Source organism: Streptomyces sp. NPDC051963 (assembly GCF_044593495.1).
In the GTDB taxonomy this organism is placed as follows: Bacteria; Actinomycetota; Actinomycetes; order Streptomycetales; family Streptomycetaceae; genus Streptomyces.
Genome location: NZ_JBIUCC010000002.1, coordinates 140,526 through 165,355 on the forward strand (window position 1 = coordinate 140,526; position 24,830 = coordinate 165,355).

A 24,830-nucleotide genomic window follows, 5' to 3' on the forward strand; every position below is an offset into this window, starting at 1 on the left:
GTCACCTCCGGGCGCGCGCCCGCTGCCAGGCGTATCCGACCGCCGCCAGGGCCAGCGTCATCCCGCCCGTCGAGTACAGCTGGACCCGGGTGTCGGGCTCGCGGGCCATCAGGACGAAGATCGCCGCCATGCCGGCGAGCGCGACCCAGGTCAGTGCCGGGAACGCCCACATGCGGACGACCAGCTTCTCCGGCGTCTCGCGCTCCAGCCGGCGGCGCAGCCGCAGCTGGGAGACGGCGATGAAGATCCAGACGACCAGGATGACCGCGCCGATCATGTTCAGCAGCCAGGAGAAGACGTCGTCGGGCCGCCAGTAGCTGAGCAGAACGCAGCCGAAGCCGAAGACGGACGAGACGAGTACGGCGGTCCGCGGCACGCCCGAGGAGACCTTGCCCAGCGCCTTCGGGCCCTGGCCGCGCTCGACGAGCGAGTAGGCGATGCGCGAGGCGCCGTAGATGTTGGCGTTCATCGCGCTGAGCAGGGCGACCAGCACGACGACGTTCATCAGCTGCCCGGCGCCCGGGATGCCGAGGTGGTCCAGGGCGGCGACGTACGGGCCCTTCTCCACGACCGCCTTCGAGTCCCACGGGACGAGGGTGACGATGACCGCCATCGAGCCGATGTAGAAGAGGGCGATGCGCCACATCGCCGTACGGACCGCGCTCGCCACGCCCCGCACGGGGTCCTCCGACTCGGCGGCGGCGATCGTCACCGTCTCCAGGCCGCCGTACGCGAAGACGGACGCGAGCAGGCCGATGACCAGGCCCTCGCCGCCGTTCGGCAGGAAGTCGGTGAGGTTCGAGGCGCCGGGGGAGTCCGTGCCGGGCAGGACGCCGACGACGGCCAGCACGCCCAGCGCCAGGAACAGCGTGATCGCGCCCACCTTCAGCGCCGCGAACCAGAACTCGAACTCGCCGAAGTTCTTCACGGCGGCCAGGTTCGTGCCGCAGAACACCACCATGAACAGCGCCACCCACGCCCACTCGGGCGTGCCCGGCAGCCAGCCGCTGACGATCTTCGCGGCGCCGATGCCCTCCAGGCCGACCGCCGTGCAGAGCAGGACCCAGAAGGACCAGCCGGCGGTGAAGCCCGCCCAGGGGCCGATCGCCCGCTCGGCGTGCGCCGAGAAGGAGCCCGACGAGGGGTACGCGGCCGACATCTCGCCGAGCATCCGCATCACCAGCATCACCAGGACGCCGGAGAGCGCGTAGGCGACGACGATCGACGGCCCGGCGGCGGCGATACCGGCGCCGGAGCCCACGAACAGACCGGCGCCGATGACACCGCCGAGGGCGATCATCGACAGGTGGCGCTGTTTCAGGCCGTGGGAGAGGGAGACGTCCGCCTCGGGCGGCGTCTCGACCGTGGTGCTGGGCATGGGCGCGGCTCGTCCAATGCATGAGATCGGGCAAAAACGCCCACAGCATGGGCAGCCTCTCCGCTCAGACGGAGAGGCTGCCCACTATCCGGACACCTTGGAAGCTGTCCGTGATCGCCCGTTTACGCGGCGACCGGCGTGTAGTGCGACGCGTCCCCCTCGATCGAGTAGCTCTCCTTGCCCTCGATGCCGACCGGCACGTCCCCGGCGACGGTCACCCGGTGCAGGCGGCGCGGCTGGCCGTCGTAGTTGTCGATGGCGTAGTGCTGGGTGATCCGGTTGTCGAACAGGACGAGCTGGTTGGGGGACCAGCGCCAGCGCAGGACGTTCTCCGGGCGGGTGACATACGCCTGGAGCAGGTCGAGGATCTTGCGGGACTCGCCCACCGACAGCCCGACGATGCGCTGTGCGAACCCGCCGATGAACAGCCCGCGTTCACCGGTCAGCGGGTGGACGCGGACGACCGGGTGGGCGGTGCGGTACTTGATGGACGTGAACTGGGCGCGCTGGGCGGCCCGTTCGCCGTCGATGTCCTCCTCCGGCACCGCGTAGTCGTAGTCGTTGGTGTGCTCGGCCCACAGCGTGTCCGCGAGCCGGCGCAGCGGCTCCGGCAGGTCGCGGTAGGCGGCGGCGGAACTGGCGATCAGGGTCTCGCCGCCGTACGGCGGGACGGTGATGCTGCGCAGGGTGCTGGCCTGCGGCGGGTTGAGGACGAACGTCACGTCGGTGTGCCAGTGGTTGGCGCGGCCCTGCTCGCTGTCGACGGGGAGCACGTTCGGGGCGTCGTCGACCGCGGGCACGGTGGGGTGGGCGGTGGTGAGGTCGCCGAAGTGCCGGGCGAAGGCCTGCTGGCCCTCGTCGTCGAGGTCGACGTCGTCGAAGACCAGTGCCTTGTGGGCGTTCAGCGCGTCCCGGAGGGCGGAGACCGTCTCCTCGTCGAGGGGCTTGGCGAGGTCGACGCCGGACACCTGGGCGCCGATGTGCGCGGTGACCTTGCGGAGCTGGATGTCGGACATGTGCGGGTCCTCTCTAGACAAGAGCGGGCTTGGCGTACTGGTTGGCGGGTCGCGGGAGGCCGTAGCGCTCCCGCAGGGTCTGCCGCGGGCCGTACTCCGTGCGGAGCAGGCCGCGGGCGCGGAGGATCGGGACGACGTGGTCGACGAAGAGGTCGAGGCCGGACGGCAGTACGGCGGGCATGATGTTGAAGCCGTCGGCGGCGCCGCCGGTGAACCACCGCTCGATCGCGTCGGCGACCTGCTCGGGAGTCCCGGCGAAGGTGAGGTGCCCGCGACCGCCGCCGAGCCGGCCGACGAGCTGCCGGACGGTGAGCCGCTCCCGCCGGGCCAGCCCGACGATGAGCGTGTAGCGGCTCTTGGCGCCCTCGATCGAACTCTCCGGCGGCAGATCGGCGGGCAGCGGAGCATCCAACTCCAGGGTTCCCGGCTCCAGTTGGAGCAGGCTCTCCAGGCGTGCCACGCCGTGCGTGTGCACGATGTGGTCTTCGAGCAGCTGCTCCGCGGACCGTGCCTCGGCCTCCGTCGAGCCGAGGACGGGGACGATGCCGGGCAGCACCTTGATGTGGCCGGGGTCGCGGCCCGCTTGGGAAGTACGGGACTTGAGGTCGGCGTAGAAGGCCTGTGCGTCGCCCAGGGTCTGCTGGGCGGTGAACACGGCCTCCGCGTAGCGGGCGGCGAACCGCTTGCCGTCCTCGGAGGAGCCCGCCTGCACCAGCAGGGGGTAACCCTGCGGGGTGCGGGGGACGTTGAGGGCGCCCTCGACACTGAAGTACGTCCCCTGGTGCCGGGGCGGATGGATCTTCGCGTCGTCGCCCCAGACGCCGGCCGCCTTGTCGGCGACGATCGCGTCGTCCTCCCAGCTGTCCCAGAGCTTCAGTGCCACATCGAGGAACTCGGCGGCGCGGGCGTAGCGCTCGGCGTGCGCGGGCTCGGCGGCGAGACCGAAGTTGCGGGCCGCCTCGGCGCCCGCCGTGGTGACGATGTTCCAGCCCGCCCGGCCGCCGCTGATGATGTCGAGTGAGGCGAACTTGCGGGCCAGGTTGTAGGGGGAGTTGTAGGAGGTGGAGGCGGTGGCGATGAGGCCGATGTGCTCGGTGGCCGTCGCCAGCGCGGTGAGCAGGGTGAGCGGCTCCAGGGCGCCGGCGGGCCGCTGTGCGAGGTTGCCCCACAGCTGCGGACCGTCGGCCAGGAACAGCGAGTCGAAGGTGCCGCGTTCGGCGATCCGGGCGAGCCGCACATAGTGGTCCAGCTCGACATGGGCGTACGGGTCGCTCTCCGGCAGCCGCCACGACGCCTCGTGGTGCCCGGTGTTCATCAGGAAGGCGTTGAGATGCAGTTCTCTCGAAGTCACCGGTGGTCCTCCGTCACACCCAGCGCGGCCAGCAGCCGCTCCCGGTACTCGCCCAGCAGGGGATCCCGGTACGAGCGCGGGTGCGGGCGGTCGATGGTCAGGTCGAGGCCGATCCGGCCCTGGTCGAGCACGAGCACCCGGTCGGCGAGCACGATCGCCTCGTCCACGTCGTGGGTGACGAGCAGGACGGAGGGCCGGTGGCGTTCCCACAGCTCCCTGAGCAGAACGTGCATCCTGATCCGGGTGAGCGCGTCCAGCGCGCCGAACGGCTCGTCGGCCAGCAGGAGTTCGGGCTCCCGGACCAGGGAGCGGGCGAGCGCGGCGCGCTGTGCCTCGCCGCCGGACAGCTCGTTCGGCCAGGCGCGTTCACGGCCCGCGAGTCCCACCTCGGAGAGGGCGTCGCGGCCCTTCTGCGCGGCGTTCCTGCCGTCGAGGCCGAGCAGTACGTTGTCCAGGACCCGGCGCCAGGGCAGCAGCCGGGAGTCCTGGAAGACCACGGACACCTTTTCCGGCGCCGTGAGCTGTCCGCTGCCCGCCACCTCGTGGTCGAGACCGGCGACCGCCCGCAGCAGCGTGCTCTTGCCGGAGCCGCTGTGTCCGAGCAGGGCGGTGAACTGCCCGGCCGGCAGGTCGAGGTCGATGCCGTCGAGGACCTTCCGCCCGTCGAACGACCGGGTCAGGCCCCGGAGCTGGACGGCGGGCCGGGTCAGCTGCTCAGTGTGCGGCGCCATGACAGCACCCTCCGTTCGATGAGCCGGACCGCGCTGTCGGAGGCCAGGCCGAAGATGCCGTAGACGACCAGGCCGACGAGGATGACGTCCGTCTGGCCGTAGTTCTGGGCCTGGAACATCAGATAGCCGAGCCCGCTGGTGGCGTTGATCTGCTCCAGGACGACCAGTCCGAGCCAGGAGCCCGTCACGCCCAGCCGGAGACCGACGAAGAAGCCGGGCAGCGCGCCGGGGATGACGATCTGCCGGATGAAGGCCCACTTCGACAGGCCCTGGACCTCGGCGAGTTCGACGAACCGGTGGTCGATGCCGGACAGCGCGGCGTGTGTGTTGAGGTAGATCGGGATGTAGACGACGATGGCGATGATCGCGACCTTGAAGGTCTCGCCGATGCCCAGCCAGAGGATGAACAGCGGGATCAGACCGAGGGTCGGGATCGCCCGGTTGAGGTTCACCGTCCCGTCGATCAGCGCTTCCCCGGTGCGGCTGAGCCCGGACGCGAGGGCAAGGGCGATCCCGGCGGTCAGTCCGAGCACGAAGCCGGAACCGGCCCGCTGCAGCGAGGTCAGGACGTCGTCCGGGAGCGTGCCGTCCGTCCACAGGTGGACGCCGGTCTCCAGCACCGTCCAGGGCGCCGGGATCGCGCCGGGGTCGAGCTGTCCGGCGGCGGAGGCCGCGGCCCACAGGCCCAGCAGAAGGGCCGGGCCGATGAGCCGGGCGGCGGGCAGTCGCCTGCCGGGTGAGAGACGGCGGCGCCTGCGGACCCGGGGACCCTCCGCGGGGGCGGTGACAGCCGCGGCGGCTGCGGTCGTGGTCATGGCCGTCACCTCCGGTACTCCGCCGGTACGGCTTTCGCCGCGATGTCCTCGAAGCGGTGGTCGAAGAGCGAACCCACGTCGAACTTCTTCACGAAGCCGCCCTCCGCCAGCAGATCGGCGGTCTCCTGCTCCCAGGCGATGGCCTCGTCCCAACTCGGCGGGAACAGCGGCTTGTTGGCGAGCGCCGTGATGTCCCGCGCCTGGGCGAGGGTCAGGTTCTGCGTCCCGACGTAGAACTCCTCGTTCCAGACGTCCGGGTGCTCGTACGTCCAGACCGCGCCCTTCGCCCAGTACGGGATGTACGCGGCCACCGCGGCGGACTTCGCCGGGTCGGACAGCACCGAGGACGGCGCCCACAGCAGGTTGAGCAGATCCACCACGTCGGTGGTGATGGTGCGGGCGCCCTTGGACTCGTACTGCGCCAGATAGGCGGGTGCCTGGGTGTTGCCCAGCGGAGCGATGTCCACCTGGCCGGACTGGAGGGCCGTGAGGAACTGGTTGCTGGTCAGCGGAACGAGCTCGGCGTCGTCGTAGGCGATTCCGGCCTTCTTCAACGCCCGCAGCAGGACGACACCTTGGGCCTGTCCCTGGGAGAAGGCGAGTTTCCTGCCCCGGAAGTCCTCGACCGTGCGGATGTCGCTGCCGGGCTTGGTGGCGAAGAGATAGTTCGGCTTGCGGGTGATGTTGATCGCGACGATCTTCGCGTCGTAGCCCTGGAAATGCGCCTGGATCGGCGGGATTCCCGCGTTGTTGGCCACGTCCAGGGAGCCCGCGCGGAAGGCGTTGATGACATCGGGACCGGCGCCGATGTTCGCCCAGCTCGACACCTTGAAGGGCGGATCACCCAACTCGGCCAACTTGAACTGGAGTTGCTGGACGTTCTGATAGGAGGCGATCTTCAGGCTGGTACCGGCCGGGACCCGGTCGGCCAGCGGGGCGGACAAGGCGTCCTCGGCCCCCGTCGCGGCGCTGCTCTCCGCGCAGCCGCTCAGGCCGGCCGCCGCGGCGGTGACGCCGAGCAGTGAGGTCAGAAAAAGCCGCCGGTCGACACCGGGCACAGCAGGAGAAGGCATGGGAGTACTCCCTGAGTTCACATGGAAGAGCAAGAGGCAGGAATGCATGCGGAATTCCCGGCGGAAGAAGCCGGAGAAGGGGAATTCACGCAGGAAGAAGGAGAGCGCGCCAGGCGCCTCGACGCGTCAGCAACAAAGGGTGCGACAGCTCATGAACAGGATGTTCCTGGTCACGCGCACCCCCTGTCAACATTCCGAGATTCTGAATTAATTCGGCACCGGTGAAGAGCCCAGCGGATCCCGGTAGAGCAGGTCCAGAGCCACCGCGCCGCCCGCCACGGCCAGCACGGAATCCGGGAAACTCGTCGGCACCACGGCCGCCGCCCGGTCCGCCCCGACCGCCTCCCGCACCGCGGAAAGGCAGTCCGCCCGGTGGATGACGCCGATATCGGTGACGACGACGGTCTCCGGATTCAGCACGTCGAGCAGCAGCCCGACCGCCCGCCCCACCCGGGCGGCCCGCTCCACCAGCAGCCGTACGGCGACCGGGTCGCCGCCGGCCGCCGCGGCGACCACACGCATCGGGTTCACGCCCGCGACGATGCCCGCCTCGCGCGCCCGCCGGCACAGCGTCCGCTCGCTCAACTCGGCCTGTAGGCAGCCGCTCCGCCCGCACTCGCAGGGCTCCCGGCCGCCCGGCACCGGCAGATGGGCGATGGCGCCGGCCTGGGACCGGGGACCGTAGTGCACCTCGTCGTTGGTCGCGAACGCCGCGTCCACCACATTGCCGACGAACAGATGCAGCACGCTCCGGCTGCCGCGCGCCCGCCCGAACAGCCGCTCCGCGTTCACCAACGCCCGCGCGTGTCCGTCCACATGGACCGGCAGTCCCGTGCGGGCGCCGATCATCTCCCGCACCGGCACCTCGCGCCAGTCCAGCAGCGGGTGGTCGACGACGGTCCCGGAGTCCCGGTCCACCCAGCCGCCGGCTGCGAAGCCCACGCCCAGGGGACGGCATCCGGGGGCACGGTCCAGCAGGGCCGTGAGCCCGTCGGCGGCGCGTGCCAGCACCGCGGAGGGATCGGTGGCGCCGTGCTTCAACTGCCGCTCGGCCACCACCCGCCCGCGCAGATCGAGCAACGCGACCGTGGTGTACGGCACCGCCACATGCACCCCGCCCACCACGAACCGTGAGTCGTCCAGGTCGAGGGGGACGTGCGGACGCCCGACGCCCTTGGCCTGTCTGGGCGGTTCGGCCTCGCGGATGAGACCGAGCCGGGCGAAGCGGGCGCAGTAGTCGGTCACCGAGGCCGGGGACAGCCCGGTCAGCCGGGCGATGGTGGAGCGCGCGACCGGCCCGTGCTCCAGCACGGACCGCAGTACGACGCTGGCACTGGTCCGCCGCCGGTCGCTGTCGGCGGCGCGCGGTATGGGTGAGGGGGAGAGGGAGGGAAAAGGGGGTGCTGCCGCGCTACGGGGCATGGCGATCATCCTCGGGAACGGGTCCGACACTGCGCCGTCTCGTGAAGGGAGGCGCGCCGGAGCCGCCTCACCCGGGGCGGCGACAGGTGGCCGTGCCCACGCGTCGCAGGTCGACATAGCGACGCGACGAGAAGTTCCGGGCCTGGGCAACCATGTGTTCGAAGTTAGCGAAACGGACGACTGCTGCCCAGACGGCGTCCGACGGGCGAGACACCACGCGTCGATGCGGGCGGACCGTTTGGTGAGACCCTACAGACAACGCCCTGGGCGTCCCCGTAGCTCACACCACTTCACCGCAGTGACCGGCATCACGCCGTACCCGGTGTAACCCACACTCTTTGTCCGAAGCCAACCAAGCCCCGGATCCCCCCTTTGTCGACCGCTGACGGTGATCGGCTCAAGTGCCCTGGGATAGCGTCGCCGTGTCCCTACGTGCCCACACCTCGCGGAGTCCCCATGAGCACCGCTGCCGTCGCCCCCGCCCGCACCGGGCAGGTCCTCGCCGACCTCCTCCCCGCCTCCCGCGTCCGCGACGCCGCGCTCGTGCTCGGCGGCGCCGCGCTCACCGGCATCGCCGCCCAGATCGCCGTGCCGGTACCCGGTTCCCCGGTGCCGGTGACCGGCCAGACCTTCGCCGCGCTGCTGGTCGGCACCAGCCTCGGTGCCGGCCGCGGTCTGCTCTCGCTCGTCGTGTACGCACTGGCCGGCCTGGCCGGTGTGCCGTGGTTCGCCGAGGGCACCTCCGGAGCCGGTGTCTCCTTCGGCTACATCATCGGGATGATGCTGGCGGCCACCGTCGTCGGCGCCCTGGCCCGCCGCGGTGCCGACCGCTCCGTACTGCGGACGGCGGGCACGATGCTGCTCGGCGAGGCGATCATCTACGCGATCGGCGTGCCGTATCTCGCCCTCGCCGCCGACATGTCGGCGTCCGCGGCGATCGCGGCGGGCCTCACTCCGTTCCTGATCGGCGACGCCCTCAAGGCCGCACTGGCGATGGGGCTGCTGCCGGCGGCCTGGAAGTTCGTCAACAAGCGCTGAGGTCCTCGCGGCCGGGCGAAAGGAAGGACCGGGGTGCGGCAGCAAGTGCCGCACCCCGGTCCTTTTCTGCGATGCCGCTCAGCTCTCCCGCTGCCGCGGCCGCCGCTGCGACCACCACAGCCCGGCCGCGCCGGCCGTGATCAGCGTCGCGCCCGCCGCGCCCAGCGGCAGGACATCGCTTCCGGGACCGGTCTTCGGCAACTCGTCGTCGCCGCCGGGTGCCACCGGTGTGTTGTCGGTGCCGAGCAGCAGCGGGGTGGCCGGGGCGTCCGGTGACGGGTTCGTCGTACCGAAGGGCACCGGGCCCTGCTGCCAGAACGTCTTGCTTCCGTCGCTGTTCTGCACGGGCAGACAGATCTTTCCGGTCTTGTTCAGGTCGTACGTCGCATCGACGTCGTACGACTTGGAATCACCGGCCGCGAGATTGTCGAGCGGGCAGGTGTAACCACTGTTCGAACCTTCCGGGAGATCGCCTTCCGCAATGGGCGAACACCCCTGAACGTTGTTCACCGTAAGGCCGTCGAAGCCGACGACCCAGAGCCTGATCTTTCCGCTGTCCTCGGTCCCCTCGTTCTTCACCGTGGCGGTCATCGCCGTTTCCTGTGAACCGTTGTCGACCGAGATCTCCTCGGGCAGCAGCGTGGTCAGCTGCACGCCCGCCGGCGCCTCGTCAACGGCCTTTCCCCCCTTGCTGCTTCCGGGTCCCTCGTCAGCCGCACTGGCGGTGGCGGAAAGGATCACCACTGTCGAGAAGGATGCCGCAACCAGCGATCCCGCGATGGTCGTCATACGACGAGAACTCATGTTCGTCCCCCTTGCCTGCGCCTGAATTCGCAGTACTTGAAGAGCTACCACAAGATTTCTCCGCACTATGCTGGTACGGCCTGAAGTGTGACCATTGTGTTTCAGTCGAGGTGTCGTTGAGGGGGTGCAGCGGATTGCCGGGGAATACGGAAAACACGAGGAGCGGCGGGGTTCCTGGGTTAATGGTGACGGGGCGCTACCGGTTGGTCGAAAGTATTGGACAGGGGGGTATGGGGCGGGTGTGGCGAGCCGCCGATGAAATGCTCGACCGTCAGGTGGCGGTGAAGGAAATGCGAATCGACGGCCTCGATGCCGAGGACGCGCGCACCCGCCGCGAACGCACCCTGCGAGAGGCCAGGGCCACCGCCCGGATCGACCACCCGAACGTCGTGCGCGTGTATGACGTGGTGGACGAGGGCGAACGCCTGTGGATCGTCATGGAGTTGGTCGCCGGCCGCTCCCTGGAACGCCTGATCGCCGAGGACGGGCCGCTCGGACAGCGCGACGCGGCACGCATCGGGCTCGGCCTGGTGGAGGCTCTGCGCCAGGTGCACGCACGCGGTGTGCTGCACCGGGACATCAAACCCGGGAACGTCCTGGTCGAGAGCGGCGGACAGCGCGTCGTCCTCACCGACTTCGGTATCGCCGCCATCCAGGACGCCAAGGCGCTCACCATGGTCGGCATGCTGGTCGGCTCGCCCGACTACATGGCCCCCGAGCGGGTCTCCGGCCGCCCCCAGGGTCCGCCGTCCGACGTGTGGTCCCTCGGCGCGACTCTCTGCGCGGCCATGGGCGGCCGCTCACCCTTCTCCCGCGACACCACGCTGGCCACGCTGCACGCGGTCCTCTACGAGGAGCCCGAACTCCCCGCCTCCGCAGGCGCGCTGGGCGCGATCCTGGCCGCGCTGCTGGAGAAGGACCCGTCGGTCAGGCCGGGCCTGGACGACCTGGAATCGACGCTGCGTGCCGTCGCGTTCGAGCGGGATGCCGTAGACGAAGCACAGGAATCCCTGGATTCCGGGGAAGAACAGGAATCCGAATCCGTAGCGGCAGAAGAGGAGCCGCAGGACGCGCCGCCGACGCCGGAGTCACGCACACCTGCCCTCATCGAGCCCCATCGCATCCCCGCACCCCGGGACCCCAGGCAGCCACCGCCCGAACCCATCAGGGACGTGACGCCTCCACTGCCCCAGCCACAGCCCCAGCCACAGACGCAACGGACCGCCGAAACCCATGACTTCGGCCGCAACCGCACCTCTGCCCCCACACCCCCACTCACCCCCACGCCCGCATCCGCCTCCACCGAAGCCGGCCCCGAGTTGCGCTCGGAGACACGCTCCGAGACTCCGGCCGCCGCCAACTCGGCAGCACCCGCACACGGCCTGTCCAGCGGGACCGGTGTGCCCACGGTCCGGCGTACTCGTACGGGTCTGATCGCCGCGGTGGCCGCGGTCACCGCGGGGGCCGTGATCGCGGTCGTCCTGGTGCTGAACTCCGGTTCGCCGGACGACGACAAGGCAGGCTCGTCGACCGCCCCGAGCGACACCCCGTCGTCCACCGTCGAGGGCACCTCCAGGCCGCAGAGCCTGCCGCCGGGCTCCCGAAAGGAGGCCGGTGGGTACGCCTGGGTGCCTCCCGAGGGCTGGCGACGGGATGTGCAGACCGGATCGGAGGTGCACTACACGTCACCGGACACCCAACAGGAACTCGCCGCCAAGTCCTCGGTGGCCCGCGGCAACCTGATCGACACCTGGCGGCGCTCGGAGCAGAACGCCCAGGAGGGTACGTACGACACGGTCCGCCTGGAGGAGACGACCTTCCGCGGCTACCCGGCGGTCGTCTGGGAGTACGCCTTCACCATCAAGGGCGTCGACTGGCACGCCCAGCTGCTGGGCTTCACCGTGAAGGGGACGTCGTACCAGGTCAACACGTGGTACCAGCCGGGCATCGAGGCGCAGGCGCTCAAGACGTACAAGAAGGTCAAGGACACCTTCACCGTGCTGTGAAAAGCGAGAGGGAGCCCCGCAGGGCTCCCTCAGGCGGTGCAGGACTCAGACGGTGTCGGGCTCAGAGACTGTCGACGGTCGTACGCCCGGGGCGCTTCATCCGCTCCTTCACGAAGGCGATGACCAGCACGATCGCGGCGACCAGCAGCGACAGCAGCACGGTCTTGCGTCCGTCGTGCTCGGTGTCGGTGAGCATGTAGCCGAGGACGAACACGATCAGCGCGGCCGTGGCCCAGGTCAGATAGGGGTAGAGCCACATCCGGACGACCAGCTTCTCCGGCGCCTCGGCCTGGATGATCTTCCGCATGCGCAGCTGCGAGAAGCAGATGACGAGCCAGACGAACAGGGCCACCGCACCACTGGAGTTGACCAGGAAGAGGAAGACGGAGTCCGGGAACCTGTAGTTGAAGAAGACGGCGACGAAGCCGAACACGACGGAGGCGACGATCGCCACGAGCGGCACACCACGGCCGGTGGTCTTCGCGAAGGCCTTGGGCGCGTCACCGCGCCGGCCGAGCGAGAAGGCCATCCGGGAGGCCGTGTAGAGGCCGGAGTTGAGGCAGGACAGCACCGAGGTCAGCACGATGAAGTTCATGATCTGACCGGCGTGCGCGATACCGAGGGAGTCGAGGGCGGCGACGTACGAGCCGTCGTCGGCGATGGACTTGCTGTCCCACGGCAGCAGGGTGACCACGACGAAGATCGAGCCGAGGTAGAAGACGCCGACACGCCAGATGATGCTGTTGGTCGCCTTGGTGACCGCGCGCTGCGGGTTCTCGGACTCGCCGGCGGCGAGCGTGGCGATCTCGCTGCCCATGAAGGAGAAGACGACGAGCAGTACACCGGTGAGGATGGCGCCGGGCCCGTTGGGCAGGAAGCCGCCGTGTTCGGTGAGGTTGCTCAGCCCTGCCTGGTCGCTGTCGACACCCGGCAGCAGCCCGAAGACGGCCAGCCCGCCGATGACGATGAATGCCGCGATGGCGACGACCTTGATCCCGGCGAACCAGAACTCGAACTCGCCGTAGGAGCCGACGGAGACCAGGTTGGTGGCGGTGAGCACCACCATCACGATGAGCGCCCAGGCCCACTGCGGTACGGAGGGCACCCACCCTTCGAGGATCACGGCACCGGCGGTCGCCTCGACGGCCAGCACCACGACCCAGAAGAACCAGTACAGCCAGCCGATGGAGAACCCGGCCCAGCGGCCGAGCGCCCGGTCCGCGTGCGCCGAGAACGAACCCGAGGTGGGGTTGGCCGCGGACATCTCACCGAGCATCCGCATCACCAGCACCACGAGCGTGCCGACGAGGGCGTACGACAGGAGGATGCCGGGTCCGGCGGTGGCGATGCCGGAGCTGGACCCCACGAAGAGTCCGGCGCCGATGACACCGCCGATGGCGATCATCGACAGATGACGGTTCTTGAGCCCTGCCTGGAGGCCGTTACCGGGGTCGCCGGTGGCTCCTGGGTCCTTGCTGGCCTTCGAGATGGTCGGCTGCGCGGTCATAGAGGGGATTTCCTTTGCGCCGGACGAGCAGATTCCCGTGCGAGCGGTGCACGGGGGCGTACGAATCGGTCCAGTGAATCTGAGGCAAAGAGATTATTGAACCTTTGATTCCGGATCGTTACTTGAGGTTTCCCTGAGGTTCCGTAGTGTTGCTCACACTTTTCCTGATCGGGACCCGGAGCTGCTGCTCGGAAACGGGCGTGTCACACTCGTGCCATGCGCGTGTATCTCGGCTCCGACCATGCGGGCTTCGAACTCAAGAACCACCTCGTCGAGTGGCTCAAGGCGGCCGGCCACGACCCCGTGGACTGCGGCCCCCACATCTACGACGCCCAGGACGACTACCCGCCCTTCTGCCTCCGCGCCGCCGAGCGCACCGCGGCCGACCCCGACGCCCTCGGCATCGTGATCGGCGGCTCCGGCAACGGCGAGCAGATCGCCGCGAACAAGGTCAAGGGCGTACGCGCGGCCCTCGCCTGGAGCGAGGAGACGGCGTCCCTCGGCCGTCAGCACAACAACGCCAACGTCGTCGCGGTGGGCGCGCGCATGCACACCCAGGACGAGGCGACGAAGTTCGTCGAGACCTTCCTCGGCACACCGTTCACCGGCGAGGAGCGGCACGTGCGGCGGATCGAGATGCTGGCGGACTACGAGACGACGGGGGACCTCCCGCCGATCCCGGCGCATCACCCACAGCAGTGAAATCCAGCCCCTCTGGGGGAGTTTGAGGAGCGGGGTCTGGGGCGGAGCCCCAGGGTCTTTCGAGTCCCGCCCGTCAGGAGAGCGAGACGGGCGGGTGGGTGGGAAAGGATTGCGGGACTTGCCCGAGGGCCACACGATTCACCGCCTGGCACAGGACTACGCCAACCGCTTCTCCGGCCAAGCGACGCACGTCACCAGCCCTCAGGGCAAGTTCACCGACGCCGCCACCCTCCTCACCGGCGGAGCCCTCCGTACCGCCGACGCCCACGGCAAACACCTCTTCCTCGGCTTCCGCGACGCCGACTGGATCCACATCCACCTCGGCCTCTTCGGCAAGGTCAACTTCGGCGACGCCCCCGCACCCCCGCCGACGGACACCGTCCGGCTCCGCCTCGCGAACAGCACGTCGTACGTCGATCTCCGCGGCCCCACGACCTGCGCCCTGATCACGGACGCCGAGAAGGACGCGATACACGACCGCCTCGGCCCGGACCCCCTGCGCACGGACGCCGACCGGCACGCGGCCTACCGGCGTGTCTCCCGGAGCCGGACCACGATCGCCGCGCTCCTCATGGACCAGAAGGTCATCGCCGGCGTCGGCAACGTCTACCGCGCCGAGGTCCTCTTCCGGCACGGCATCGACCCCTACCGCGCGGGCAAGGACATCACCGCGGCCGAGTGGGACGCGATCTGGACCGACCTGGTCGCGCTCATGCGCGAGGGCGTCCGCAACAACCGCATCGACACCGTCCGCCCGGAACACACCCCGGAGGCGATGGGCCGTCCGCCCCGCGTCGACGACCACGGCGGCGAGGTCTACGTGTACCGCCGGGCCACCCTGCCCTGCCACATCTGCGGCGGCGAGATCCGCACCGCCGATCTCGCCGCCCGCAACCTCTTCTGGTGCCCGAACTGCCAGCAGCGCTGACCGGCCGTCAGAACCCGTGCGGCAGCCAGGGCGCCACGGCGGACGCGAACCCCACGGACGCCTCCGTCAGCGCACCCTCCCGCAGCTCCCGCACCCGCCCGGCCGCCGCCAACGCGGACAGGCTCACGCCGCCGAGATAGGCCGCCCCCAACTCCCGTACGGACAAAGCGAGATCGGCCGCATCCTCGGTACGCCCGCAGAACGCACCCTTCGCGTCCCCGGTGAGCCGCCAACGCCCCGTGTTCCAGGGGCAGAACGCGTCCTCGACCTCGAACACCACGTCCACCGGCGCCTGATAAGTCCGGGCCTCCAGCGCGGCCCCCACGTCCACCAGCCGTACATGCAGCGAGTCCCGCACCTGGAGCGAACACCGCCGGATGTCGGACACCTGGTACTGCCATGCCTCGTCCAGCGGCCGCCCGCGCGCGGTCAGCTTCGAGGTGAGGTCGATGTCGAACAGGAAACGCCACAGTGCCGCCTGCGCCGCCGGGTCCAGCCCGTAGATGTCCCGCAGCTGCACCTCGCCCTTGGGCCCGGTGATCTCCCACTCGGGCTTCACATGGAAGCGCGCATACCCGACGACCTCGCCGTCCCGCTCCGCCAGCACGCACTGCAGCGGTGACGCGTCGTCCCGCTCGCTCTCCGGGTCGAGCAGCCCGAGCCGCTCCCAGCCGGGCCGCCGGGCCAGCATGCCCGGCCGCAGCGACACCTCACGCGCGTACACCGCCTCACAGGCGTCGAGCACATCGGCCGGCGCCGCGTACCGCAGCCGTACGTCATCGGTGCCGGGCGGAAGGGACAGCCGTACGCGATCCGTGTCGATCTCGATGCTGGCGTTGTAGGTCGCGACGCCGTAGCCGAACCGGCCGTAGATCTCGGGCTCGGAGGCGGTCAGCACGGCCAGCGGCTCGCCCCAGGAGCGGACGTCGTCCAGCTGCCGCCGCATCATCGCCGTGAGCAGCCCGCGCCGTCGGTGGGTGGCGGCCACGCTGACCATGGTGACGCCCGCCGCGGGCACGGAGGCGCCGCCCGGCACGGTCAACCGGAAGCTGAACGCCCCGGCCGACCCGACGCACACATCACCGTCCCAGGCGCCGATCGAGCGGTTCAGCTCGGTGAGCGAGTCGTACAGCTCCCGCTCCTCGGCGGGTTCCGGGACACCTCCGAAGGCACGGAGCAGGTTGTCGTACCAGGTGTCCCACTCGCCTTGACGCAGTACCCGCAGGTCGGTCACGGCGTCCTTTGCGTTGTCTGTGCCCATGGCCCATGACTATCAGGGCGCCGGTGGACGAGCGAGGGAATTTCGCCGCGGTGTGGGCGCGATGGGTTTCTGTGAAGTTCACTGTGAAGTCGGGCCTCGGACGGGGGACAAGTGGGACCTCCCGTGCCAAGCGGCTGGTCGGATGGATAGGGTCCCGAACTAATGGCAGCAGGACGAGAGCGGCGCACGGCGGCCGAGACGTTCACGGCCCGGTTGAAGATGCACTGGCACCGGGTCCGCACCGGCCTGCGCCGAAGCGCCGTCGACTACTTCCGCGGCGACGGCTCGGACTGGGTCGCGCTGGCCGGACTGCTGCTCACCATCCCGCTGATCGCGGTCACCACGCTCGCCAACTCGGTGTGGTGCTCACCGGCCGCGCTGGTCCTCCCGATCGTCGCCGGCGGGCTGCTGCTGCGCCCCGCGAGCCTGCTCGGCCTCTACGCGGCGGCGGCGACCGCGCTGATCGTGGAGTCGGTACAGCTCGGGCCGTACACGGAGGGGCCGTCCCGGGTGACGCCGGGCGTGGTGCTGGTGGTCGCCGCCTGCGGGTTCTTCGGGCTGTTGATCGCCCAGTTCCGCAGCCGGGTCGGCGTGCCCTGGCGGCGCGGCGGCACGATGCTGTTCGACCTGCGTGAACGCATCCGGGTGCAGAGCAAGTTGCCCAAGCTGCCGATGGGATGGCACCGCGAGATGGCCCTGCGGCCGGCCGGCGGGCAGTCCTTCTCGGGCGACTTCGTGGTGGCCGCCCGGACGAACGGCGGGCGCACCCTGGAGGTCGTCCTCACGGACGTCTCCGGCAAGGGCATGGACGCGGCATCGCGGGCGCTGCTGCTGTCCGGCGCGTTCGGCGGCCTGCTGGGCAGCCTGCCCCCGCACGCCTTCCTCCCCGCCGCCAACGGCTATCTGCTCCGCCAGGACTGGGACGAGGGCTTCGCGACCTCCATCCACCTCGTCCTCGACCTGGACTCCGGCGACTACGAGCTGTACACCGCGGGTCATCCGCCCGGGCTCCAGCTCAGCGCGGGCAGCGGGCGCTGGGAGGAGAAGGCGGCCGAGGGGCCGCTGCTGGGTGTGTACGACGGTGCCCAGTTCGACCCGGTGAAGGGGTCTTTGCGCGCCGGTGATGTGCTGATGCTGTTCACGGACGGTCTGGTGGAGACGTCCGACCGCGACATCGTCGAGGGCATCGACCGCCTCACCGGCGAGGCCGACCGCTATGTCGCCGCCGGCTTCCACGGCGCGGCCTGGCATCTGATCGAGGCGGTGGCCAAGGACGTGAACGACGACCGGGCGCTGCTGCTCATCTGCCGTGAGGGGCCGACGGCTCAGGCTCTCGCCCGATGACCGAAACCCCGCGAACCCCCCGAACCCCCCTGACCCTGCCCGAGGTGGAAGAAATCGCCCGCGCCGCCCACCAGGGGCAGACCGACAAGGCCGGGCGGCCCTACGCCGAACATCTGAGGGCCGTCGCCGAGGGCGTACGCGCGCGTGGCGGGGACGACGAGCAGATCGCCGCGGCCTGGCTGCACGACGCCGTGGAAGACGACGCCCTCTCCGAGCGGTGGCTGTTCGAGGCCGCGCTGAGCCGTCGTACGAAGGACATCGTGCTCGCGGTCACCAAGCGCGCCGGGGAACCGCCTGAGGCGTACGCCGCGCGCATTCTCGCCACCCCGGGCGCCCTCCTGGTCAAGGAGGCGGACCTGGCGCACAACGCGGACCCGGCCCGGCTCGCCGTACTCGACGAGACCACCCGCACACGACTGACCGAGAAGTACGCACGGATGCGCGCACTTCTCGGTCCGAAGGGTGAATAGCGGCTAGGCGCGTGCCTTCTCGCGGTCACGCTCGCGGTCACGGGCCACCTCGGTCGCGTCCCGCTTGAACGCCCACTCCATCTTCGGCTCCATCGCGAACCGGAACAGCCGCCGTACCGGCGCCGTGCACAACAGGGTCACGACGGCCGCCGCGAGGACGGTCACGAAGATCTCGCCGAGCGGACGGTGCAGCCACGCGTGGTCGAACCAGCCCTGGTAGTCACCGGCCTTGACCAGGAAGCCGTGCAGCAGATAGCCGTACAGCGTGCCCGCGCCGAGCGCCGTGAACCACATGTGGCGGCGCGGCACCCAGGCGAAGAAGCAGGCGGTCAGCAGCATCGAGCAGCCGAACATCGCGAGCACCATGACCGGCCCGGCCCACCACGGCGCGCCCAGCTGCTGCGCGGCGTCACGGTGGTAGAACCACGAGGTGTTCATCCGCGGCACGGCCCACCAGCCGACCACCAGCGCCGCCGCGAACACCGGCACGGACGCGATCCGCACCGAACGCCGGCGCACCAGCTGGAAGTGCTCGGGCTTCACGCACAGACCGAGCACGAAATAGGGCAGGAACTGCAACACCCGCTGGAGATCGAGGTCGTTGCCGATCTCCGGGGTCACCGACGCCAGCATGGCGATGCCGAGCGCGATCGGCAGCGGCCATCGCACCAGCTTCCAGATCGGCGTCGTCATCCGCCAGATGAACAGTGCGCACAGGAACCAGGTGAGGTACCAGGGGTCCAGAAGGCTGATGTCCTGCCCGGGATCGTCGGCGATGACGCGCTTGAAGAGCGGATAGGCCGTCTCGAAGAGGACGTACGGCACCGCCACACCGGTGATCAACCGCTTGAGGCGGTCGGGGCGCATGTCGAAACTGCGGGAGAAAAAGCCGGAGATGACGATGAAGGCCGGCATATGGAACGAGTACACGACCGAATACAGGCCTTCGAGGATCCGGCTGTCACCCTTGAGCGGTTCCCAGGAGTGGCCGATCGCCACCAGCACGATCGCCAGGTACTTGGCGTTGTCGAAGAAAGCGTCGCGCTGCTGTTTCTGCTGTTTCTGCGGTGAACCCGGACTCGGCGCTCCCGATGTCGGCGACTGCGCCGGAGGCAGCTGAGCTTGGTTGTGGCCGCTTGTGGGGGACGTGGCAGCGTGGAACATCTGAGGCACCCTAGCGTTGTCTGTGGGTTCCCGTAAAACCCCGACGTCATTCCTGCTTTTCCGCCGCGACTACCCAAGTTTCCCTGGAGTTGGCATGGCGGACGACGTGACGGTGAACACAGTGAGCCAACTCGGCGAGCGCCGGAATGTCCGCTTCCGCTGCCTTTGCCTGCAACAAATCGAATTCCCTGCGAACGTGTTGTGTGGACACCGAAACGAACCGGCCGAATTCCTTGCGTGGTTGACTGTCGAATTGCCGTGCCGGCTGTGACGGAGGTGTGAGTCCACCGGACGGATCCGGACTTGTCGGATACGGGTGTGGCGGACGATGCGTCACAGTCCGCATACCTGGGCCCTGTTGGTGGCACGATGGTTCTGGCGGGGGTGCGCGGGGCTGCATCCCAGGCCGGGAGAGCGGAACCGACCGTAGGGTGTGATCAGTTGTGGCCATTTCACTGTCAGTGGTGCTGCTATTGGCGATCATCCTGGTGGTGATGATCCGGGCGGGGAACATCAAGGCCGGCCCCGCGGTCGTCGCGGTCCTCTTCGGCTTCTTCCTGGCCTCGACCGGTATGGCCGACGACATCCAGCGCTTCCTGGACTCGATAGCCCAGACCATCAACGAGATCCAGTTCTGACCCGTACGAGGCCTGTGGAACGCGAAGGGCCCGGTTCCGTAGAACCGGGCCCTCGGCCACACAGAGCGGGCGACGGGAATCGAACCCGCGTAGCTAGTTTGGAAGACTAGGGCTCTACCATTGAGCTACGCCCGCACAGCGCGCGCCGCAGGTCAGGTGACCGCGGCACTTCAGGCATCGTAGCGGGTCGGCCCCCTTCACCGCACACCCCATTCCCGCCCGCCCCACTGCCCGGCGTGGGCTCGGGAAATGCGGGAGCCGCGCTGCCTGCGGGCATGTACCCTACGTGTCGCACCAGACGGGGTGTGGCGCAGCTTGGTAGCGCGTCCGCTTTGGGAGCGGAAGGCCGTGGGTTCAAATCCCGCCACCCCGACCACGTACCGATCGTGTACGCGATCACCTCGCATGATCGCCTTTGGGGGGCTCGGCGGCTGCGGCTACTATGCAAGCTGCGCGCCCGTGTGCCTCAGCAGTGAAGATCACTGAAACCCCGGTGAAGAACACTGAAGTCCTCCGGGCGGCGAAATCCGCCGGACCAGTCTGGCTCCGGCAGAAACCAAGAAGTCAGCCACAAGGAGACCGAACCGTGAAGAGCGCCGTGGAGACCCTGAACCCGACCCGGGTTCGGCTCACTGTCGAGGTGCCCTTCGAGGAGCTCAAGGACAGCCTCGACGCGGCGTACAAGAAGATCAACCAGCAGGTCACGGTGAAGGGCTTCCGCAAGGGCAAGATCCCGGCCCGCGTCATCGACCAGCGGTTCGGCCGCGGTGCGGTTCTGGAGGAGGCCGTCAACGACGCGCTCCCGAAGTTCTACACCGAGGCGGTCAACGAGGCCGAGATCGACGTCCTGGGCCAGCCCGAGGTCGACATCACGGAGCTGAAGGACGGCGAGACGCTGAACTTCACCGCCGAGGTCGACATCCGCCCGGCCCTCGAGATCCCGGACTTCTCCGGTATCGAGGTCGAGGTCGACGCCGTCGAGGTGACCGAAGAGGACATCGCGAAGTCGGTCGAGCAGCTCCGCGAGCGCTTCGCCTCCACCTCCCCGGTCGAGCGTGCCGCCGAGGACGGCGATGTCGTCACGATCGACCTGGAGGCCAAGGTCGGCGGCGAGATCCTCGAGGACGGCGTCGCCAGCGGCGTCTCCTACACCATCGGCTCCGGCGAGCTGCTCGAGGGAATCGACGACGCCGTGAAGGGCCTGGAGGCCGGTGGCGAGGCCACCTTCACCTCCGAGCTCAAGGGCGGCTCCGCGGCCGGCCAGGAGGCCGAGGTCACCGTCAAGGTCAGCCAGGTCGCCGCGCGCGAACTCCCCGAGCTGGACGACGACTTCGCGCAGCTCGCCTCCGAGTTCGACACGCTCGAGGAGCTCAGGGCCGACAGCCGCAAGCGCCTCGAGAACATGAAGCAGTACGACCAGGCCACGCAGGCCCAGGAGCGTGTCCTGGAGAAGCTGCTGGAGCTGGTCGAGGTGCCCGTCCCCGAGAAGCTGCTCGACGACGAGATCAACACCCGCAAGCACAACCTCGAGCACCACCAGCTCGGCCAGATGGGCCTCGACCTCGACAAGTACCTGGAGATCCAGGGCAAGACCGCCGAGGAGTTCGACACCGAGACCCGCGAGGCCGCGGTCAAGGGCATCAAGACCCAGTTCGTGCTCGACGAGCTCGTCAAGCAGGAGAAGCTCAACGTCAACCAGGAGGAGCTCACCGAGCACCTCATGCGTCGCGCCGCCTCCTCCGGCATGTCCCCCGACCAGTTCGCCCAGGCCGTCGTCGAGGGCGGCCAGGTCCCGCTCCTGGTCGGCGAGGTCGCCCGCGGCAAGGCCCTGGCCGTCGTGGTCGAGAAGGCCACGGTCAAGGACACCAACGGCGAGATCATCGACCTGGATGATGAAGACGAGGTCGAGCAGGCGACCGATGCCGCCGCTGAGGCCACGGAGCCCGAGGCCGACGAGAAGACCGAGGGCTGACGACGCCCACGGCGCCTCTGACGTCGTAGGAAGGGCCCTGGGGAGACATTCCCCGGGGCCCTTCTGCCGTACGGTGAGGGAAACGCCCCTGAAAGGGGCGCGGGGAACTGCGCGAGCAACCACGACGGACCCGCAGCCGCCGACGTACCGGCACAACTACGGCGAGTAGCAAGCGGCCACCCGCCGCAGGCTCTACGCCCCCGGCGAACAGCACCCTCTCCGGGATTCCCCGAAGGGACCCGCGCGTTAGGGTCCATGAGTACGGGGGCAGGGGAGTCGGCGAAACCGCCGGAGGCCCCCGGCAGGGAAACGTGTAGACGGCCCGGACGCCGTCGTAAGACGAGCAGGTGGATACGTGACGAATCTGATGCCTACCGCCGCCGGCGAGCCTTCCATCGGTGGCCTCGGCGACCAGGTCTACAACCGGCTGCTCAACGAGCGGATCATCTTCCTCGGCCAGCCGGTCGACGACGACATCGCGAACAAGATCACCGCGCAGCTTCTGCTCCTTGCCGCCGACCCGGACAAGGACATTTACCTCTACATCAACAGCCCCGGCGGCTCGATCACGGCCGGTATGGCGATCTACGACACCATGCAGTACATCAAGAACGACGTGGTGACCATCGCCATGGGCCTCGCCGCCTCCATGGGCCAGTTCCTCCTCAGCGCGGGTACTCCGGGCAAGCGCTTCGCGCTCCCGAACGCCGAGATTCTGATCCACCAGCCCTCCGCCGGTCTCGCCGGTTCCGCGTCGGACATCAAGATCCACGCCGAGCGGCTGCTGCACACCAAGAAGCGCATGGCCGAGCTGACGTCCTTCCACACCGGTCAGACGATGGAGCAGATCACCCGCGACTCGGACCGCGACCGCTGGTTCGACGCGGACGAGGCCAAGGACTACGGCCTGATCGACGAGGTCATCACCACGGCTGCCAACATGCCGGGCGGCGGCGGCACCGGGGCCTGAGGCCCCAGCACAGCCCCCAGCCGACCGCCACAGCCTCTAGGAGACAGACAGTGAACGACATCCCCGGCAGCAGCCTGTACGACCGCGCACGCGCCGAGAGTACGGTCCCCGTGGCCGAGTCCCGATATGTGATCCCGCGCTTCGTCGAGCGCACCTCGCAGGGCGTCCGCGAGTACGACCCGTACGCGAAGCTCTTCGAGGAGCGCGTGATCTTCCTCGGCGTCCAGATCGACGACGCCTCCGCCAACGACGTCATGGCGCAGCTGCTGTGCCTGGAGTCGATGGACCCCGACCGGGACATCTCGGTCTACATCAACAGCCCCGGCGGTTCCTTCACCGCGCTGACTGCGATCTACGACACGATGCAGTTCGTGAAGCCGGACATCCAGACGGTCTGCATGGGCCAGGCGGCCTCCGCCGCGGCCGTCCTGCTGGCCGCCGGTACGCCCGGCAAGCGCATGGCCCTGCCGAACGCGCGTGTGCTGATCCACCAGCCCTACAGCGAGACCGGTCGCGGCCAGGTCTCGGACCTCGAAATCGCGGCGAACGAAATCCTCCGGATGCGTGCGCAGCTGGAGGAGATGCTGGCCAAGCACTCCACCACGCCGATCGACAAGATCCGCGAGGACATCGAGCGCGACAAGATCCTCACGGCCGAGGACGCGCTGTCGTACGGCCTGATCGACCAGATCATCTCCACCCGGAAGATGAACAACGAATCGGTGCGCTGACGCGGAGGCTGTATCGTCTGCCGCTCCTTGGCACGGTTCGGCACTGTGCACGACAAAGCGCGCGTCGAAGTGAACCGTGCCAAGGGGGGCCCGAACGAGGGCCCCGGCAAGGTACCGTCGGACATAAGGCAGCACCAGGAGCCGCTGGACCTAGGCGTCTCCCAGGCGAAGGGGAAGCACACCGTGGCACGCATCGGTGACGGCGGCGATCTGCTCAAGTGCTCGTTCTGCGGCAAGAGCCAGAAGCAGGTCAAGAAGCTCATCGCAGGCCCCGGTGTGTACATCTGCGACGAGTGCATCGATCTCTGCAACGAGATCATCGAGGAAGAACTCGCGGAGACCAGCGAGGTGCGCTGGGAGGAACTCCCCAAGCCCCGGGAGATCTACGAGTTCCTCGAGGGCTATGTGGTCGGCCAGGAGCCGGCCAAGAAGGCGCTCTCGGTCGCGGTGTACAACCACTACAAGCGGGTCCAGGCCGGTGAGCACGGCGGCCAGAACCGCGAGGACGCCATCGAGTTGGCGAAGTCCAACATCCTGCTGCTCGGCCCCACGGGTTCCGGCAAGACGCTTCTGGCCCAGACCCTGGCCCGGATGCTCAACGTCCCCTTCGCCATCGCCGACGCGACGGCGCTGACGGAGGCCGGCTATGTCGGCGAGGACGTCGAGAACATCCTGCTCAAGCTCATCCAGGCGGCCGACTACGACGTCAAGAAGGCCGAGACCGGGATCATCTACATCGACGAGATCGACAAGGTGGCCCGTAAGAGCGAAAACCCGTCGATCACCAGGGATGTGAGTGGCGAGGGCGTCCAGCAGGCGCTGCTGAAGATCCTTGAGGGCACCACGGCCTCGGTGCCGCCTCAGGGCGGCCGCAAGCACCCCCACCAGGAGTTCATCCAGATCGACACGACGAACGTCCTGTTCATCGTGGGTGGTGCCTTCGCGGGCCTGGAGAAGATCATCGAGTCCCGGGCGGGTGCGAAGGGCATCGGCTTCGGCGCGACGATCCGCTCGAAGCGGGAGCTGGAGGCCAAGGACCAGTTCGAGGACGTCATGCCGGAGGACCTGGTCAAGTTCGGCATGATCCCCGAGTTCATCGGCCGCCTCCCGGTCATCACCAGCGTGCACAACCTCGACCGCGAGGCCCTGCTCCAGATCCTGGTCGAGCCGCGCAACGCCCTGGTGAAGCAGTACCAGCGCCTCTTCGAACTCGACGGCGTGGAGCTGGACTTCGAGCGCGAGGCCCTCGAAGCCATCGCCGACCAGGCCATCCTCCGCCAGACCGGCGCCCGCGGCCTGCGCGCCATCATGGAGGAAGTCCTCATGTCCGTGATGTACGAGGTGCCTTCACGCAAGGACGTGGCCCGCGTCGTCATCACCGCCGACGTCGTCCACTCGAACGTCAACCCGACCCTGATCCCGCGCGATGCGCGGGGACGCGGTGCGGGGGAGCAGAAGTCGGCCTAGCCGCCGTACAGACGCGAAAAGGGGCGCCGACGTGAAGAACGT

23 protein-coding genes and 2 tRNA genes are annotated in these 24,830 nt (G+C 69.0%); 13 read left to right on the top strand and 12 right to left on the bottom strand.

The window, feature by feature from the left end:
• Position 1: 1 nt before the first annotated feature.
• From ACIHFB_RS07150 to ACIHFB_RS07180, 7 genes are all read right to left on the bottom strand, one after another.
• Positions 2-1,378: an amino acid permease gene (locus tag ACIHFB_RS07150; RefSeq protein WP_400125752.1), complete on the bottom strand. Its 1,377-nt coding sequence runs from the start codon at positions 1,376-1,378 to the stop codon at positions 2-4.
• 122 nt (positions 1,379-1,500) lie between these two features.
• Entirely contained in the window at positions 1,501-2,394 is an 894-nt protein-coding gene (locus ACIHFB_RS07155; protein ID WP_400125754.1) for a TauD/TfdA dioxygenase family protein, read from the bottom strand.
• 13 nt (positions 2,395-2,407) lie between these two features.
• Positions 2,408-3,745 carry an LLM class flavin-dependent oxidoreductase gene (locus tag ACIHFB_RS07160; protein WP_400125756.1) on the bottom strand — a complete coding sequence of 446 codons (1,338 nt, stop codon included), beginning with the start codon at positions 3,743-3,745 and terminating at the stop codon, positions 2,408-2,410.
• Positions 3,742-4,476 (bottom strand): ABC transporter ATP-binding protein, encoded by a 735-nt coding sequence (locus ACIHFB_RS07165; RefSeq protein WP_365279270.1) that lies wholly within the window; start codon positions 4,474-4,476, stop codon positions 3,742-3,744. The genes ACIHFB_RS07160 and ACIHFB_RS07165 overlap by 4 nt, the downstream gene beginning before the upstream one ends.
• Positions 4,452-5,291, bottom strand: a complete 840-nt coding sequence (locus ACIHFB_RS07170) for an ABC transporter permease (RefSeq protein WP_400125758.1) — start codon at positions 5,289-5,291, stop codon at positions 4,452-4,454. Before ACIHFB_RS07170 ends, ACIHFB_RS07165 begins: the two co-directional genes overlap by 25 nt.
• Before the next feature lie 5 nt (positions 5,292-5,296).
• Entirely contained in the window at positions 5,297-6,364 is a 1,068-nt protein-coding gene (locus ACIHFB_RS07175; protein ID WP_400125760.1) for an ABC transporter substrate-binding protein, read from the bottom strand.
• 207 nt (positions 6,365-6,571) lie between these two features.
• Complete coding sequence (locus ACIHFB_RS07180) at positions 6,572-7,786, bottom strand: ROK family protein (protein WP_400125762.1); 1,215 nt, start codon at positions 7,784-7,786, stop codon at positions 6,572-6,574.
• A gap of 456 nt (positions 7,787-8,242) precedes the next feature.
• On the opposite strand from ACIHFB_RS07180, the gene ACIHFB_RS07185 reads away from it, so the two are divergent.
• Positions 8,243-8,824, top strand: coding sequence for a biotin transporter BioY (locus ACIHFB_RS07185; RefSeq protein ID WP_400125763.1), 582 nt, complete (start codon positions 8,243-8,245; stop codon positions 8,822-8,824).
• A gap of 78 nt (positions 8,825-8,902) precedes the next feature.
• Here ACIHFB_RS07185 and ACIHFB_RS07190 read toward each other — a convergent pair whose 3' ends face one another.
• Positions 8,903-9,628: an LPXTG cell wall anchor domain-containing protein gene (locus ACIHFB_RS07190; protein WP_365279255.1), complete on the bottom strand. Its 726-nt coding sequence runs from the start codon at positions 9,626-9,628 to the stop codon at positions 8,903-8,905.
• 230 nt (positions 9,629-9,858) lie between these two features.
• Between ACIHFB_RS07190 and ACIHFB_RS07195 the strand changes: the two genes are divergently transcribed.
• Positions 9,859-11,634 (top strand): protein kinase, encoded by a 1,776-nt coding sequence (locus ACIHFB_RS07195; RefSeq protein WP_400125765.1) that lies wholly within the window; start codon positions 9,859-9,861, stop codon positions 11,632-11,634.
• Positions 11,635-11,695: 61 nt separating this feature from the next.
• Here ACIHFB_RS07195 and ACIHFB_RS07200 read toward each other — a convergent pair whose 3' ends face one another.
• Positions 11,696-13,141, bottom strand: a complete 1,446-nt coding sequence (locus ACIHFB_RS07200) for an amino acid permease (RefSeq protein WP_400125766.1) — start codon at positions 13,139-13,141, stop codon at positions 11,696-11,698.
• A 216-nt stretch (positions 13,142-13,357) separates the two neighbouring features.
• Here ACIHFB_RS07200 and ACIHFB_RS07205 point away from each other — a divergent pair, with 216 nt between their 5' ends.
• Complete coding sequence (locus ACIHFB_RS07205; protein WP_365279246.1) at positions 13,358-13,843, top strand: ribose-5-phosphate isomerase; 486 nt, start codon at positions 13,358-13,360, stop codon at positions 13,841-13,843.
• Between the two features lie 118 nt (positions 13,844-13,961).
• A complete protein-coding gene (locus ACIHFB_RS07210) occupies positions 13,962-14,771 on the top strand; it encodes a DNA-formamidopyrimidine glycosylase family protein (RefSeq protein ID WP_365279243.1) in 810 nt (269 codons plus the stop codon).
• A gap of 7 nt (positions 14,772-14,778) precedes the next feature.
• Here the strand turns inward: ACIHFB_RS07210 and ACIHFB_RS07215 are convergent, their stop codons facing one another.
• Complete coding sequence (locus ACIHFB_RS07215) at positions 14,779-16,032, bottom strand: GNAT family N-acetyltransferase (protein ID WP_365279240.1); 1,254 nt, start codon at positions 16,030-16,032, stop codon at positions 14,779-14,781.
• Positions 16,033-16,194: 162 nt separating this feature from the next.
• Here ACIHFB_RS07215 and ACIHFB_RS07220 point away from each other — a divergent pair, with 162 nt between their 5' ends.
• Complete coding sequence (locus ACIHFB_RS07220; RefSeq protein ID WP_365279237.1) at positions 16,195-17,376, top strand: PP2C family protein-serine/threonine phosphatase; 1,182 nt, start codon at positions 16,195-16,197, stop codon at positions 17,374-17,376.
• On the top strand, positions 17,373-17,846 hold the full coding sequence (locus ACIHFB_RS07225; protein ID WP_365279234.1) for an HD domain-containing protein: 474 nt from the start codon (positions 17,373-17,375) through the stop codon (positions 17,844-17,846). Before ACIHFB_RS07220 ends, ACIHFB_RS07225 begins: the two co-directional genes overlap by 4 nt.
• 3 nt (positions 17,847-17,849) lie before the next feature.
• Here ACIHFB_RS07225 and ACIHFB_RS07230 read toward each other — a convergent pair whose 3' ends face one another.
• Positions 17,850-19,010 carry an acyltransferase family protein gene (locus ACIHFB_RS07230; RefSeq protein ID WP_365279231.1) on the bottom strand — a complete coding sequence of 387 codons (1,161 nt, stop codon included), beginning with the start codon at positions 19,008-19,010 and terminating at the stop codon, positions 17,850-17,852.
• 94 nt (positions 19,011-19,104) lie between these two features.
• On the opposite strand from ACIHFB_RS07230, the gene ACIHFB_RS07235 reads away from it, so the two are divergent.
• Positions 19,105-19,281: a hypothetical protein gene (locus ACIHFB_RS07235; RefSeq protein WP_365279228.1), complete on the top strand. Its 177-nt coding sequence runs from the start codon at positions 19,105-19,107 to the stop codon at positions 19,279-19,281.
• A 172-nt stretch (positions 19,282-19,453) separates the two neighbouring features.
• Entirely contained in the window at positions 19,454-19,648 is a 195-nt protein-coding gene (locus ACIHFB_RS07240; RefSeq protein ID WP_210577588.1) for a hypothetical protein, read from the top strand.
• A 64-nt stretch (positions 19,649-19,712) separates the two neighbouring features.
• Here the strand turns inward: ACIHFB_RS07240 and ACIHFB_RS07245 are convergent.
• Positions 19,713-19,783: transfer RNA gene (locus ACIHFB_RS07245), tRNA-Gly, on the bottom strand.
• Positions 19,784-19,947: 164 nt separating this feature from the next.
• On the opposite strand from ACIHFB_RS07245, the gene ACIHFB_RS07250 reads away from it, so the two are divergent.
• From ACIHFB_RS07250 to clpX, 5 genes are all read left to right on the top strand, one after another.
• Positions 19,948-20,024: transfer RNA gene (locus tag ACIHFB_RS07250), tRNA-Pro, on the top strand.
• A 210-nt stretch (positions 20,025-20,234) separates the two neighbouring features.
• Positions 20,235-21,620, top strand: coding sequence for a trigger factor (gene tig, locus ACIHFB_RS07255; protein WP_365279226.1), 1,386 nt, complete (start codon positions 20,235-20,237; stop codon positions 21,618-21,620).
• A gap of 367 nt (positions 21,621-21,987) precedes the next feature.
• On the top strand, positions 21,988-22,590 hold the full coding sequence (locus tag ACIHFB_RS07260) for an ATP-dependent Clp protease proteolytic subunit (RefSeq protein ID WP_365279585.1): 603 nt from the start codon (positions 21,988-21,990) through the stop codon (positions 22,588-22,590).
• 50 nt (positions 22,591-22,640) lie between these two features.
• A complete protein-coding gene (locus ACIHFB_RS07265; RefSeq protein ID WP_365279223.1) occupies positions 22,641-23,321 on the top strand; it encodes an ATP-dependent Clp protease proteolytic subunit in 681 nt (226 codons plus the stop codon).
• A 183-nt stretch (positions 23,322-23,504) separates the two neighbouring features.
• Positions 23,505-24,788: an ATP-dependent Clp protease ATP-binding subunit ClpX gene (gene clpX, locus ACIHFB_RS07270; RefSeq protein ID WP_365279220.1), complete on the top strand. Its 1,284-nt coding sequence runs from the start codon at positions 23,505-23,507 to the stop codon at positions 24,786-24,788.
• The last annotated feature ends 42 nt before the right edge of the window (positions 24,789-24,830 follow it).

Bases quoted from the DNA above. Each gene is read 5' to 3' on its own strand.
- ACIHFB_RS07150 (WP_400125752.1), bottom strand. From the start codon at position 1,378: ATGCCCAGCACCACGGTCGAGACGCCGCCCGAGGCGGACGTCTCCCTC.
- ACIHFB_RS07155 (WP_400125754.1), bottom strand. From the start codon at position 2,394: ATGTCCGACATCCAGCTCCGCAAGGTCACCGCGCACATCGGCGCCCAG.
- ACIHFB_RS07165 (WP_365279270.1), bottom strand. From the start codon at position 4,476: ATGGCGCCGCACACTGAGCAGCTGACCCGGCCCGCCGTCCAGCTCCGG.
- ACIHFB_RS07170 (WP_400125758.1), bottom strand. From the start codon at position 5,291: ATGACCACGACCGCAGCCGCCGCGGCTGTCACCGCCCCCGCGGAGGGT.
- ACIHFB_RS07175 (WP_400125760.1), bottom strand. From the start codon at position 6,364: ATGCCTTCTCCTGCTGTGCCCGGTGTCGACCGGCGGCTTTTTCTGACC.
- ACIHFB_RS07180 (WP_400125762.1), bottom strand. From the start codon at position 7,786: ATGCCCCGTAGCGCGGCAGCACCCCCTTTTCCCTCCCTCTCCCCCTCA.
- ACIHFB_RS07185 (WP_400125763.1), top strand. From the start codon at position 8,243: ATGAGCACCGCTGCCGTCGCCCCCGCCCGCACCGGGCAGGTCCTCGCC.
- ACIHFB_RS07190 (WP_365279255.1), bottom strand. From the start codon at position 9,628: ATGAGTTCTCGTCGTATGACGACCATCGCGGGATCGCTGGTTGCGGCA.
- ACIHFB_RS07195 (WP_400125765.1), top strand. From the start codon at position 9,859: ATGGGGCGGGTGTGGCGAGCCGCCGATGAAATGCTCGACCGTCAGGTG.
- ACIHFB_RS07200 (WP_400125766.1), bottom strand. From the start codon at position 13,141: ATGACCGCGCAGCCGACCATCTCGAAGGCCAGCAAGGACCCAGGAGCC.
- ACIHFB_RS07205 (WP_365279246.1), top strand. From the start codon at position 13,358: ATGCGCGTGTATCTCGGCTCCGACCATGCGGGCTTCGAACTCAAGAAC.
- ACIHFB_RS07215 (WP_365279240.1), bottom strand. From the start codon at position 16,032: ATGGGCACAGACAACGCAAAGGACGCCGTGACCGACCTGCGGGTACTG.
- ACIHFB_RS07220 (WP_365279237.1), top strand. From the start codon at position 16,195: ATGGCAGCAGGACGAGAGCGGCGCACGGCGGCCGAGACGTTCACGGCC.
- ACIHFB_RS07225 (WP_365279234.1), top strand. From the start codon at position 17,373: ATGACCGAAACCCCGCGAACCCCCCGAACCCCCCTGACCCTGCCCGAG.
- ACIHFB_RS07230 (WP_365279231.1), bottom strand. From the start codon at position 19,010: ATGTTCCACGCTGCCACGTCCCCCACAAGCGGCCACAACCAAGCTCAG.
- ACIHFB_RS07235 (WP_365279228.1), top strand. From the start codon at position 19,105: ATGGCGGACGACGTGACGGTGAACACAGTGAGCCAACTCGGCGAGCGC.
- ACIHFB_RS07260 (WP_365279585.1), top strand. From the start codon at position 21,988: ATGCCTACCGCCGCCGGCGAGCCTTCCATCGGTGGCCTCGGCGACCAG.